Annotated in this window: 11 protein-coding genes and 2 tRNA genes; 4 read left to right on the top strand and 9 right to left on the bottom strand. The window is 70.4% G+C overall.

Going from position 1 to position 11384, the window contains the following annotated elements; all coding sequences use genetic code 11:
- The 4 genes from AO501_RS06765 to AO501_RS06750 form a co-directional block, all read right to left on the bottom strand.
- The coding region (locus tag AO501_RS06765) for a PE family protein (RefSeq protein WP_055576996.1) at positions 1 to 1856 on the bottom strand (1856 nt) is incomplete at its 3' end.
- A 111-nt stretch (positions 1857 to 1967) separates the two neighbouring features.
- Positions 1968 to 3302, bottom strand: a complete 1335-nt coding sequence (locus AO501_RS40065; RefSeq protein ID WP_055576995.1) for a PE family protein — start codon at positions 3300 to 3302, stop codon at positions 1968 to 1970.
- 69 nt (positions 3303 to 3371) lie between these two features.
- Positions 3372 to 4769 (bottom strand): PE family protein, encoded by a 1398-nt coding sequence (locus tag AO501_RS06755; RefSeq protein ID WP_055576994.1) that lies wholly within the window; start codon positions 4767 to 4769, stop codon positions 3372 to 3374.
- Positions 4770 to 4821: 52 nt separating this feature from the next.
- Positions 4822 to 5757, bottom strand: a complete 936-nt coding sequence (locus AO501_RS06750; RefSeq protein ID WP_055576993.1) for a class I SAM-dependent methyltransferase — start codon at positions 5755 to 5757, stop codon at positions 4822 to 4824.
- Positions 5758 to 5872: 115 nt separating this feature from the next.
- On the opposite strand from AO501_RS06750, the gene AO501_RS06745 reads away from it, so the two are divergent.
- Positions 5873 to 6220, top strand: a complete 348-nt coding sequence (locus AO501_RS06745) for a nuclear transport factor 2 family protein (protein ID WP_055576992.1) — start codon at positions 5873 to 5875, stop codon at positions 6218 to 6220.
- Positions 6217 to 7251 carry a phosphotransferase family protein gene (locus tag AO501_RS06740; RefSeq protein ID WP_055576991.1) on the top strand — a complete coding sequence of 345 codons (1035 nt, stop codon included), beginning with the start codon at positions 6217 to 6219 and terminating at the stop codon, positions 7249 to 7251. The genes AO501_RS06745 and AO501_RS06740 overlap by 4 nt, the downstream gene beginning before the upstream one ends.
- Here AO501_RS06740 and AO501_RS36895 read toward each other — a convergent pair.
- From AO501_RS36895 to AO501_RS06725, 3 genes are all read right to left on the bottom strand, one after another.
- Positions 7248 to 7913, bottom strand: coding sequence for a PE family protein (locus AO501_RS36895; protein WP_055576990.1), 666 nt, complete (start codon positions 7911 to 7913; stop codon positions 7248 to 7250). The two genes, AO501_RS06740 and AO501_RS36895, sit on opposite strands and share 4 nt — an antisense overlap.
- A gap of 167 nt (positions 7914 to 8080) precedes the next feature.
- Positions 8081 to 8153 (bottom strand) — tRNA-Arg (locus AO501_RS06730).
- Positions 8154 to 8185: 32 nt separating this feature from the next.
- Positions 8186 to 8277 (bottom strand) — tRNA-Ser (locus AO501_RS06725).
- Between the two features lie 82 nt (positions 8278 to 8359).
- Here AO501_RS06725 and hisC point away from each other — a divergent pair.
- On the top strand, positions 8360 to 9409 hold the full coding sequence (gene hisC / locus AO501_RS06720) for a histidinol-phosphate transaminase (protein WP_055576989.1): 1050 nt from the start codon (positions 8360 to 8362) through the stop codon (positions 9407 to 9409).
- Positions 9410 to 9501: 92 nt separating this feature from the next.
- On the opposite strand, the gene AO501_RS06715 is transcribed toward hisC, so the two are convergent.
- Positions 9502 to 10083, bottom strand: coding sequence for a TIGR03086 family metal-binding protein (locus AO501_RS06715; protein ID WP_055576988.1), 582 nt, complete (start codon positions 10081 to 10083; stop codon positions 9502 to 9504).
- Positions 10084 to 10106: 23 nt separating this feature from the next.
- On the opposite strand from AO501_RS06715, the gene AO501_RS06710 reads away from it, so the two are divergent.
- Positions 10107 to 10931, top strand: coding sequence for a crotonase/enoyl-CoA hydratase family protein (locus AO501_RS06710; RefSeq protein ID WP_055576987.1), 825 nt, complete (start codon positions 10107 to 10109; stop codon positions 10929 to 10931).
- Here AO501_RS06710 and AO501_RS06705 read toward each other — a convergent pair.
- Complete coding sequence (locus tag AO501_RS06705) at positions 10918 to 11301, bottom strand: hypothetical protein (protein ID WP_055576986.1); 384 nt, start codon at positions 11299 to 11301, stop codon at positions 10918 to 10920. The genes AO501_RS06710 and AO501_RS06705 overlap by 14 nt on opposite strands.
- Positions 11302 to 11384 lie beyond the last annotated feature (83 nt).

Below are 11384 nucleotides of genomic sequence, written 5' to 3'. Positions count from 1 at the left end.
CCGCCGAGCGCTCCGGCGCCACCGGCCCCGCCATTGCCAACCAGGCGGGATGGCCCACCCGCCCCGCCGTTTCCGCCATTCCCGCCCGACACGTTGGTTTCGCCGGAGCCGTCTTCGGTCAACGAGGTACCGCCCGCGCCACCGGCGCCGCCGGCACCACCGTTGCCGTAGAACCATCCGCTGGCGCCGCCGTTTCCGCCGGCGCCGCCGTTGGCGCCGATTCCGTTGTTGTCATTCGGATCGGCAACCGCGCGGCCGCCCGCACCGCCCTGCCCGCCGGCTCCACCGTCGCCGACCAACAACCCGCCGCCGCCACCATTACCGCCAGCGCCGCCAATGCCGCCGATCAAGTCGCCGGCGTTCCCGCCGTTGCCACCGGCGCCGCCGGCCGCACCCGCGGCGAACAGCCCACCATCGCCACCGACTCCGCCTCCGCCGCCCGCACCGCCGGAGAGCCCCACCGATACGTTTCCTGCGCTGTCGATGTAGCGGCCGATACCGCCGTCCCCTCCGTGTCCGCCATGTCCGGCAGCCCCGGAGAGCCACCCGGCCCGCCCTCCGCTGCCGCCGGACCCGCCGGCGCCGCCCGTGCCGACACCGGGAGCAGTGGGATCGTCGACGAAGTTCGGACTGAATAGACCGGCGCGACCGCCGGTGCCGCCCGCGCCACCCCCACCCCCGTTGCCGATGAGGCCGGAGTCGCCGCCGGCTCCGCCGGCGCCGCCGAGTCCACCGGAAAAGCCGACAGGCGCGCCGGCACGGAAGGCAGCCGCGTCCGCTCCGGCGCCGCCGTTGCCGCCGGCACCACCATCGCCCCACACCCAGCCACCGCGGCCGCCACCGCCGCCGGCACCGCCCGCGCCGCCGTCGGCTATTCCGACCAGGCCCCCGGCGCCGCCGTCACCCCCAACGCCGCCGGCACCGAAAAACCCTGCCGCGCCACCAGTTCCGCCGGCGCCTCCGGCGCCACCGCGCACTCCGATAGCGGCCACATTTCCGTCACCACCGATGCCGCCCTGTCCGCCAGCACCTGCGTTGCCGAACAGCAAACCGCCGGCCCCGCCGTTGCCGCCATTACCCCCGCTGCCGCCATTGGCGCCGAATCCCTGATTAGGAAGATCGATGCCGCCTGCGGTTCCACCGGTACCGCCAGCCCCTCCGAGTCCTCCCGCTCCCCACAACCCGGCGGCACCCCCGGCGCCGCCGATGCCTCCGTTGAAGCCATTCGCCCCCGGTGCACCTGGCAACGCCGCTCCACCATTTCCGCCCGCCCCACCATTGCCGTACAACCAGCCACCGTGGCCTCCGGCGCCGCCGGCCGCATTCGGCCCTCCTGCACCGCCGGCGCCACCATTGCCGACCAGCCCCGCCGCACCGCCGGCACCACCCGCCGCGTTGGCCGTGCTCTGCGAAAATCCTCTGCCGCCGTTGCCATACAGCAATCCGGCGGCGCCGCCGTCGGGATTCGTGGCCGTGCCGTCAGCGCCGTTACCGATCAACGGCCGCCCGAGCAGGGCCCGTGTGGGTGCATTGACGACGCCGAGAATGTTTTGTTGCAAACCCTGCAGGGTGACGTTGGCTGCCTCGGCCGACGCATAACCATTGGCGGCCGCACTCATCGCCTGCACGAACTGCTGGTGGAAGATTGCGGCCTGATTGCTCAGCACCTGATACTGCTGGGCGTGCCCGGAGAAGAGCGCGGCCACGGCGGCTGATACTTCGTCGGCACCCGCGGCGAACACGGCCGTGGTGGGAAGCGCGGCGGCCAGGTTTGCCGAGTTGAGAATTGCCGCCGTCGCCGCGAGATCCGCCGCGGCGGTGGTCATGATCTCCGGAGCCGCATAAAGATACGACACGGTCGCTCCTCTTCAACGATGCTCAGAGTCGGACAGGCCGATTCAAGCAGATGGCCACCCGTCACCGAAAGGGTGAAAAGTGTTACTAGAACGGCGTTCTGGGCCCCGTCATCAGGGCGTCAAGCCGGGAAGTCCGTCGGCGCCGTTCTGCAGCTTGCCGACGCCACCGATGCCACCCGCTCCCCCGGCACCGCCAGGGCCCGGCAACCGGGCAGGCGCGCCGCTGCCGCCGTTGCCCCCGTTGCCCCCCTGCGCGGCGAACAGCGTGGTGTTGGACGGACTGGTATAGATCGCGGCACCTCCCGCGCCGCCCTGGCCGCCGGCACCGGGAGCACCCCACACCCAACCACCGGCGCCACCGCTGCCGCCGTTACCGCCCGTTCCACCAACTCCGCCCGACACGCTGAAGTCGAAGATCGAGTTGGGAGGGATCAGCACCGAGCCGCCGACGGCGAGGCCAGGCCACCCGGGGAAGCCGCCCGCCCCGCCGGCGCCGCCGACGCCACCCGCACCGAACAATCCCGCCGCACCTCCGGCACCGCCGTCGCCCCCGATGCCGGCAGGCCCGTTGGACACACTGATGCTGTTGATGCTGTCGAGGAATCCACTGCCCCCGTTGCCACCGTTGCCACCGGCGCCGGCATTGCCGAACACCAGTCCGCCGCGGCCGCCGCTGCCGCCGTTACCGCCCATGCCGGCGGCGGGACTTCCGACGGGGCTGACCCCGCTGTTGCCTCCCACGCCGCCGGTACCGCCCGCCCCTCCGGATCCGAACAGGCCCGCGGCACCACCGGCGCCGCCCGCTCCGCCGTTGCCGGCCTGCGCGGCAGTTGTGGCCGTGGCGCCCGCGCCGCCGGCACCGCCCATTCCACCGTTGCCGTACAACCAGCCGCCCGGCCCACCCGCGCCGCCGGCCGCACCCGTCCCCCCGGCGCCGCCGGCGCCGCCGTTGCCGACCAGGCCCGCAGCGCCGCCGCTACCGCCGGCGGCGCCGACTGCGGACTGCGAATAACCTTTCCCGCCATTGCCGTACAACATTCCGCCCGCGCCACCGTTCGGACTGGCGGCCGTGCCGTCGACGCCGTCACCGATCAGCGGCCGCCCGAACAGGGCTCGGGCGGGTGCATTGATAGCGCCGAGAATGCCCTCCTGCAGCGTCTGCAGTGACGCCGCCTCGGCGGACGCGTAGCTTCCCGCGGCCCCGGTCAGCCCGCGTACGAACTGCTCGTGGAACACCGCGAATTGGCTGCTGAACGCCTGATACTGCTGTGCGTGGCCGCTGAACAGCGACGCGACGGCTGCCGAGACCTGGTCAGCCGCGGCCGCGGCGACGCCCGTGGTGTTGGCCGCGGCCTGCAGGTTGGCGGCGTTGAGGACCGAACCCACATCAGCGATGTCGCTCGCCGCTGCCGCGAGCATCTCCGGAGCTGCTATCAGATCCGACAAGGCACCCCCCTGTCACTCGGTTTCTCGGTAGATCGCGGATTTTGACGCGCGCGTTACCGCGCCTGCCGGTTACGCGTCGGGGCCGACAGGCCCGTCCGGTCCGCGTCCCCCGAACAGAGTTCCGCCCCAGCCGCCCTGGCCGCCGGCGCCTCCCGGCCCGCTGCCGAGAGTGCCGGGTAATCCGCTGGTCCCGCCGGCCCCACCCGCGCCGCCGAGGCCGAGCAGTCCAGCGGCACCGCCTATGCCGCCCACTCCGCCGACCCCCCCGGTGGACCCCTGCAGGGTGACTGTCGTGCGGATGTACGTGGCTGGTCCGCCACCGCCGCCTGCACCACCTGCCCCACCGTGGCCGTACAACCAGCCGCCGCCACCGCCGGCCCCACCGTTGCCGCCGGCCCCGGCGTTGCCTTGGTAGGTGACCGATATGGGCATGGGCCCGTTGACGATCGAGATCGCGGGAGTGCCCGGCGGCGAAATGATGTTGTCTGGGCCGGGGAATCCCCCGGCGCCGCCGGCACCTCCGGCTCCGCCGCCACCGAACAGTCCCGCAGCGCCACCGGCGCCTCCCTGCCCGCCCACCCCTGCGGTGGCCGTCGCCACGCTGATGGTGGTGCCGTCGTCCAGGAAGGGGCTGCCGGCGTTTCCGCCCAAGCCGCCTGCTCCGCCGTTTCCGTAGAGCCAGCCGCCGTGTCCGCCCGACCCCCCGTTGCCACCACTCCCGGCCGCAAGCGGGCCGGCGATATTGACGCCCGTGCTGCCGCCTAGTCCGCCGGCACCGCCGGCGCCGCCCGCTCCGAGCAACCCGGCCGCGCCCCCGGCCCCTCCGGCACCGCCACTGCCGGGCGCAGCGGTCCCGGTCCCGACGGCGCCCGCGCCACCTTGCCCGCCGGCGCCGCCGTTGCCGTACAGCCACCCACCGTTTCCGCCGGCGCCGCCGGCCGCGTTGCTGCCGCCCGACCCGCCTCTACCACCGTTGCCAATCAATCCGGCCGGACCACCCGCCCCGCCCGCTACGTCGGTGGCGGTCTGCGAATAGCCGTTGCCGCCGTTGCCGTACAACAACCCACCGGGACCGCCGTTCGGGCTGGCTGCCGTCCCGGCGGCGCCGTCACCGATCAGAGGCCGGCCGAACAGCGCCTGGCTCGGCTGGTTGATCAAGTCGAGCAGCGGCTGCAGCGGTCCGGCGTTGGCCACCTCGGCGGCGGCGTAGGAGGCGGCACCCGAGCCCAGCAACTGCACGAACCGCTCGTGGAAGGCGCTGGCCTCAAGACTCAGCGACTGGTAGCGCCGGGCCTGTCCGGCAAACAGGGCCGCCACCGCGGCCGAGACCTCGTCGGCACCGGCGGGCAAGACCGCGGTGGTCGAAAACAACGCGGCGGTGTTGGCCGCCGTCAGCGCCGAGCCGACACTTTGGAGGCCCGTCACCGCCGAAGTCAGGAGCTCCGGCACCACCGCCACATACGACATGGGCGCACGATAACTGTGTCAACCGGCGCCGGTCAGGAAATTGCGGCGAGTTCTAACGGTTCGCAGAGACGAACAGGGTGGGCGGCATGGCAACCTCGGCGCCGTCGGCGACATTGCGACCGTAACGGGCCATCAATCCGGGGAAGTCCACCGCCGAGGCCTCCCAGCCCCGTTCGCGCAACCACTCGGGTAGTGCGGTGCGCTCCTCGGCGTACCAGAGGTCTTCAACCGCCGGCATGTCGGCGTCGGTGACCTGAGCCGCCACCGCCCTCATGCGCTGCATCTCTTCCCGCTGACGCTGTACCAGATCGGGGTCGACGAAACCTTCGCCCGGAACGTTGGACGCCAGCCAGCTGCCGGGCGCGCTGAGCGCATCGATCCGCTCGAACAGCAGATCCTGCGCCTGGGCGGGCAGGTAACGCACCAAGCCCTCCGCGGACCAGGCCGACGGCAGGCCGGGGTCAAATCCCGCGTCCATTAGAGCTTTCGGCCATTCCTGTCGTAGATCGATCGGGACATTGACCAGTTGGGCCGTCGGCGTGGCGCCGTGCCGCTCCAAGGTGGCGGTCTTGAACTCCAGCACCTTCGGCTGGTCCAGCTCGTAGACCACAGTCCCGTCCGGCCACGGCAACCGCCAGGCGCGGGCGTCCAGACCGGCGGCGAGGATCACCACCTGCCGCACGCCGGAGTCGGCGGCCCGCAGGAAGAACTCGTCGAAGAACGCCGTCCTGGTGGCCATGAAATCGACCAGCATCTGCGCCCGCGCCTGCACCTGCGGGTCGATCTCGGATGCCTGAGCCAGCAGCTTGGGATCGGCGTACAGGCTCCACATGCCGTCACCGACCGCGTCCAGGAAAACCCGGGCGAACGGGTCCCGGATCAGCGGATTCTCACTCTCGGTCTCGGCGGCCCGGGCGGCGGCCACGCCGAGCGCGGTCGATCCCACGCTCTGGGTGATCTCCCACGAATCGTTGTCAGTGCGCGGCATGCCGGCCCCCTCGCCAGAAGTAGTGAGTTTCGCAAACTATTCTTCCCGCCGCGGGCGCCGCGCGCCGCTCCCCTACCCTTTTTCCCAGACGGTCTACAGGTTGCAAGGGAGCACCATGACACGCACGCCGCAGGAAGTGTTCGCACACCACGGAAAGGCACTCGTCACCGGTGACCTCGACGAGATCGTCGCCGACTACTCCGACGACTCGGTGGTGATCACCTCCGCCGGCGTTGCCCGAGGCCGTGACGAGATCCGTCAGGTCTTCGTCACGCTGCTCGACGATCTGCCCGGGGCGGACTGGGATTTGAAGACCCAGGTCTTCGCCGGGGACGTGCTCTTCCTCGAGTGGGCGGCGGTGGCCGCGGGCACCCGGGCCGACGACGGCGTCGACACTTTCGTCTTCCGCGACGGCATGATCTGGGCGCAGACCGTCCGCTACACCCTGCAAGGCACCGCATGACCGGCGTGGATCTGGACGCCGTCGCTCGGTGGATGACGGAGCAGGGTCTGGGCGAGGGACCCCTGCAGGACGTCACCGCGGTGACGGGCGGCACCCAGAACGTCATGCTGCGCTTCACCCGATCCGGCCGGCCCTACGTGCTGCGACGGGGTCCACGGCACCTGCGCCCCCGCACCAACAGCGTGATTCTGCGGGAAACACGCGTGCTGGCCGCGCTGGCCGGCTCCGATGTGCCGCATCCCCGGTTGATCGCCACGTGCGACGACACCGCCGTGTTGGGTGACGCGGTCTTCTACCTGATGGAGCCGATCGACGGGTTCAACGCCGGGGAAGGATTGCCGGAACTGCACAGCGGCGATCCCCAGGTGCGGCACGGCATGGGGTTGTCGATGGCCGACGCGCTGGCCAAGCTCGGCGCCGTCGACCACGTCGGGGTCGGGCTGGCGGACTTCGGCAAGCCGGAGGGCTTCCTGGAACGCCAAGTGGCACGCTGGCTTTCGGAGCTGGAGTCCTACCAGGAGTACGACGGCTATCCCGGTCCCGACATCCCCGGCATCGCCGAGGTGTCCGGCTGGCTGGAGCGCCACCGGCCGACCCAGTGGACGCCGGGCATCATGCACGGCGACTACCACGCGGCCAACGTGATGTTCTCCCGCACCGGCCCCGACGTGGTGGCGATCGTGGATTGGGAGATGTGCACCATCGGCGACCCGCTGCTGGACCTGGGCTGGCTGCTGGCGACCTGGCGCCAGGATGACGGGTCGAGCGTGTTCAGCCACGCCTTGGGCGGCACCGATGGCCTGGCCAGCACCGACGAGCTGCTGGAGCGTTATGCCGCGAACACGGCGCGCGATCTGTCGCGCATCACCTGGTACACCGTGCTGGCCTGCTTCAAGCTGGGCATCGTCATCGAAGGCACGCTGGCCCGCGCCTGTGCGGGCAAGGCCGAGAAGGCGGTCGGCGACGCGCTGCACGCGGCGACCGTGCACTTGTTCGAGCGGGCGCTGACGCTGATCGATACGCAGGACTAGCGGGCGAGGGTCTCCTGCCGCCGGGCGCCTAGGTCGCGCTCGGTGCCCTTGCCGCCGGGCCCGCCCTGGCCGAACGACCTGCCGCTGCGTGAGCGACCCGCGGCGATGGCGCCCGATGCGCCGGACGAGCCGGCTCGTCTGCCGGCCATCGGCGCGGTGCCGGCCAGGGGCCCCGTCGCGACCGGCCGGACAGTGCCCGCGCCGGCACCGGCACCCCGGCCCGGCGCGACGCTGCCACGGTTGCCGGACAGCAATCCAATGGACCTGCCGCCCCGCGCCGACGCCGACCCGATCCCGGCACCGCCGGCGGGTCCGATCAGGGACTGCACCGGCGTGGTCGTGCTGGGCGCCGACTGGTTGACGGGCTGCAGTGGCTTGGCGTTCGCCCCCTCAGCGGAGGCGTACGCGTTCGACGAGGCGTTCATCGCCTGGACGAACTGGTCATGCAGCTTGGCCGCCTGCACCCCCATCGCCTGATACTGCTGGGCGTGCGCGCCGAAGACGCTGGCCATGGCCGCCGACACCTCGTCGGCCCCGGCCGCCATCACACTCGTAGTGGGTATCGCCGCCGCGGCGTTGGCCGCGTCGAGTGTCGAGCCGAGGCCGGCCAAACTCGACGCAGCCTCCGCCAACAGTTGGGGCTGTGTAAACAAGAATGACACGACGGCATCCCCCGGACTTTTCGACGTCTGGAATGCCGAGAATGCTATTGAAAATGCGCAGGTAGACCAAGCGTTGAGATCTGCTGGGCGCCGGATCGTTATTAGACCGTTATATCGGGCGGCGGCCCTGTAAAAAGCTTGGACAGGCGACGGCACGAGGCGTGAAGCGCGCCCGAAGGGATTCGAACCCCTAACCTTCTGATCCGTAGTCAGATGCTCTATCCGTTGAGCTACGGGCGCCAGTGTTCAGTTGTGGTCTAGCAGGTGTTGCGTGGCGGAGGCGAGAGGATTTGAACCTCCGGTTCCCTTTGAGGGGAACAACTCATTAGCAGTGAGCCCCATTCGGCCGCTCTGGCACGCCTCCATGGCCTTCCAAAGGGTACCCGACCCCGGATACCGAAGCCGCCGGAGGCATAGCGTACACAGCCGCGACATATGCTGTCGAAGTGACCGCCCGCCTGCGGCCCGCGCTGGCCGGGCTGCCTGTTTACGTTCCCGGCAAGACCGTGCCCGGTGCTATCAAGCTCGCCAGCAACGAGACGGTGTTCGGCCCGCTGCCCAGCGTCCGCGCCGCGATCCAGAACGCGACCGACCTGATCAACCGCTACCCCGACAACGGCTGCGTGCAGCTCAAGGCCGCTCTGGCCGAACATCTCGGTGGCTTCATGCCGGCACACGTGGCCGTCGGCTGCGGCTCGGTCAGCCTGTGCCAGCAACTGGTGCAGATCACCGCGACCACGGGCGACGAGGTGGTGTTCGGCTGGCGCAGCTTCGAGCTCTACCCGCCGCAGGTGCAGGTCGCCGGCGCCACCCCGGTGCAGATACCGCTGCGCGACCACACCTTCGACCTGGACGCGATGCTGGCCGCCGTCACCGACCGCACCCGGCTGATCTTCGTCTGCAACCCCAACAACCCGACGTCCACGGTCGTCGAACCCGATGCGCTGACCCGCTTCGTCGAAGCCGTCCCGTCGGACATCCTGATCGTCATCGACGAGGCTTACGTCGAGTACATCCGCGACGGCATGGCGCCCGACAGCCTGGGCCTGGTCCGCGCCCACGACAACGTCGTCGTCCTGCGCACCTTCTCCAAGGCGTATGGCCTGGCGGGCCTGCGCATCGGCTACGCCGTCGGGCACCCTGATGTGATCACCGCGCTGGACAAGGTCTACGTCCCATTCACCGCGACCAGCGTTTCGCAGGCTGCCGCGATCGCGTCGCTGCAGGCCGCCGACGAACTGCTCGAACGCACCGACGCGGTGGTCGCCGAGCGGCGACGGGTCAGCGCGGCGCTGCGCGAGGCGGGCTTCGAACTGCCGGCGTCCCAGGCCAACTTCGTCTGGCTGCCGCTGGGCCCTCGCACGTGCGACTTCGTCGAGCGGGCCGCCGAGGCGCTGATCGTCGTCCGCCAGTACGGCTCCGACGGCGTCCGCGTCACCATCGGCGCGCCGGAAGAGAACGATGCCCTGCTGCGGTTCGCCCGCAACTGGATCTGACGGGCCCCGCAGCCCACGCGACTGTGAAGCTGGCCGCACGTTCGGCGTCGAAGGTGAAGCTGGCCGCACATTCGGCGCAAGAGGGGGCCGCGTTAGCCGGGATTGCGGCCGGTGAACGCGATCAGCCGGGTCAGCGGGTCGGCGTCATCGGCCACCTCGACCGGGTCGTCGAATCCGGCCGCGCCGCGTTGTTCCGGCCTGATCACCTGGTGTGCCAACCCCAGCACGTAGTCGGCCAGCGAATCCGGGGCATCCACCTGATGCCCGACGGCGCGCGCGTAATCCCAGGCATGCACCAGGAACTCGAGAGAGAAGACGGCGACGGCCACCCGCGCGGGCATCGACCCGCCCCCGAATGCGACCTCGCCGTCCAGGCCGTGCTTGTGCCAGGCGTCCAGGGCCGGACGTGCGGTGCTGACCACCAGCTGCTCCACCGACTCGGTGTCCTGCGGTACCTCGAACCGCGCGCCGACCATGCCGCCCAGGCTGGTGATCGATCGGATCAGATGCGCGGTGAGGTCCTTGACGTTGTATTCCGAACACGGCGTCTGCTTGGTCTTGTCGGAGCCGGCCACGGTGTGCAGCACCTGCTGCAGCACCCCCAGCGTCAACTCGGCGCTGCGTAGCTCGTCGGTGGGTGGCGATTCGGGGCCGGGTACCAAGTCGTCGGGCATAGCAGCCACGCTACGGTCTCGACATGGGCGCAACATACGAATCGGTCACCGTCGAGATCAAGGACCAGGTAGCGCGGGTGACGCTGATCGGTCCGGGCAAGGGCAACGCGATGGGGCCCGCCTTCTGGTCGGAGATGCCAGACGTGTTCGCGACACTGGACGCCGATCCCGACGTCCGCGCCATCGTCATCACCGGGTCGGGCCGGAACTTCAGCTACGGCCTGGACGTGCCGGCCATGGGCGGCTCATTCACCCCACTGCTGTCCGGTGAAGCCCTGGCCGGGCCACGTGCGGTCTTCCATCGCGAGGTCAAGCGCATGCAGGGCGCCATCACCGCGATCGCCGACTGCCGTACTCCCACGATCGCCTCGGTGCACGGCTGGTGCATCGGCGGCGGCGTCGATCTCATCTCGGCGGTCGACATCCGCTACGCCAGCTCAGACGCCAAGTTCTCGGTGCGCGAAGTCAAGCTGGCCATCGTCGCCGACGTCGGCAGCCTGGCCCGCCTGCCGCTGATCCTCAACGACGGACACCTGCGCGAGCTCGCGCTGACCGGCAAGGACATCGACGCGGCCCGCGCCGAGAAGATCGGCTTGGTCAACGACGTCTACGACGACGCCGAGGCCACGCTCGCGGCGGCCCACGCCACCGCCGCCGAGATCGCCGCCAACCCCCCGCTGACCGTGCACGGCATCAAGGACGTGCTCGACCAGCAGCGCATCTCGGCGGTGTCGGAGAGCCTGCGCTATGTGGCCGCCTGGAACGCGGCGTTCCTGCCGTCCAAGGACCTGACCGAGGGCATTTCGGCGACGTTCGCCAAGCGTCCGCCGCAGTTCACCGGCGAGTAACGACCCAGAGGGCACCCGCCAACCAGGCCGTCGCGATCACCAAGCCGGCGAACTCCAGCCATCCCACCGTCGCGCCGTCGCGATGACCGGTGTCGACCAGATGGCTGAGCGCATGCAACGCCCAGTGCGCGGTGGCGAACGCCAGCGCCGGCACCCGCCAGGACGGCCAGCGCAGCGCCGCCAGCAGCAACAGCCCCAGCGGCAGCTCGAAGGATGCGTTGTCGAAGATGTAGTGGTCGTTGCGGACGCCGAAGGCGCCGAGGCTGTCGAAGAAGGCGCCCGGCGCCACGATCATGAATAAGCCGAGACCCACCGAATAGAACCCGAAGACGAGCAGGATCACCTCGACATAGCGCGAGCGGGCGGTCATGCTCTCAAAGCTGATATGTAGGCATCTGTTGTCAAGAGGCAGGTGAAAGCCGCCCCGGTTTGGTGCCGGGGCGGCTTTCGTTT

The organism is Mycobacterium gordonae (assembly GCF_001417955.2).
GTDB lineage: Bacteria > Actinomycetota > Actinomycetes > Mycobacteriales > Mycobacteriaceae > Mycobacterium > Mycobacterium gordonae_B.
The sequence above is the reverse complement of the archived record's forward strand: the minus strand, read 5'-3'. Positions and strand labels throughout refer to the sequence as shown.

Excerpts from the sequence above, each read along its gene's own strand:
- AO501_RS06755 (WP_055576994.1), bottom strand. The coding sequence starts at position 4,769 with ATGTCGTATGTGGCGGTGGTGCCGGAGCTCCTGACTTCGGCGGTGACG.
- AO501_RS06750 (WP_055576993.1), bottom strand. The coding sequence starts at position 5,757 with ATGCCGCGCACTGACAACGATTCGTGGGAGATCACCCAGAGCGTGGGA.
- AO501_RS06745 (WP_055576992.1), top strand. The coding sequence starts at position 5,873 with ATGACACGCACGCCGCAGGAAGTGTTCGCACACCACGGAAAGGCACTC.
- AO501_RS06740 (WP_055576991.1), top strand. The coding sequence starts at position 6,217 with ATGACCGGCGTGGATCTGGACGCCGTCGCTCGGTGGATGACGGAGCAG.
- AO501_RS06715 (WP_055576988.1), bottom strand. The coding sequence starts at position 10,083 with ATGCCCGACGACTTGGTACCCGGCCCCGAATCGCCACCCACCGACGAG.
- AO501_RS06710 (WP_055576987.1), top strand. The coding sequence starts at position 10,107 with ATGGGCGCAACATACGAATCGGTCACCGTCGAGATCAAGGACCAGGTA.
- AO501_RS06705 (WP_055576986.1), bottom strand. The coding sequence starts at position 11,301 with ATGACCGCCCGCTCGCGCTATGTCGAGGTGATCCTGCTCGTCTTCGGG.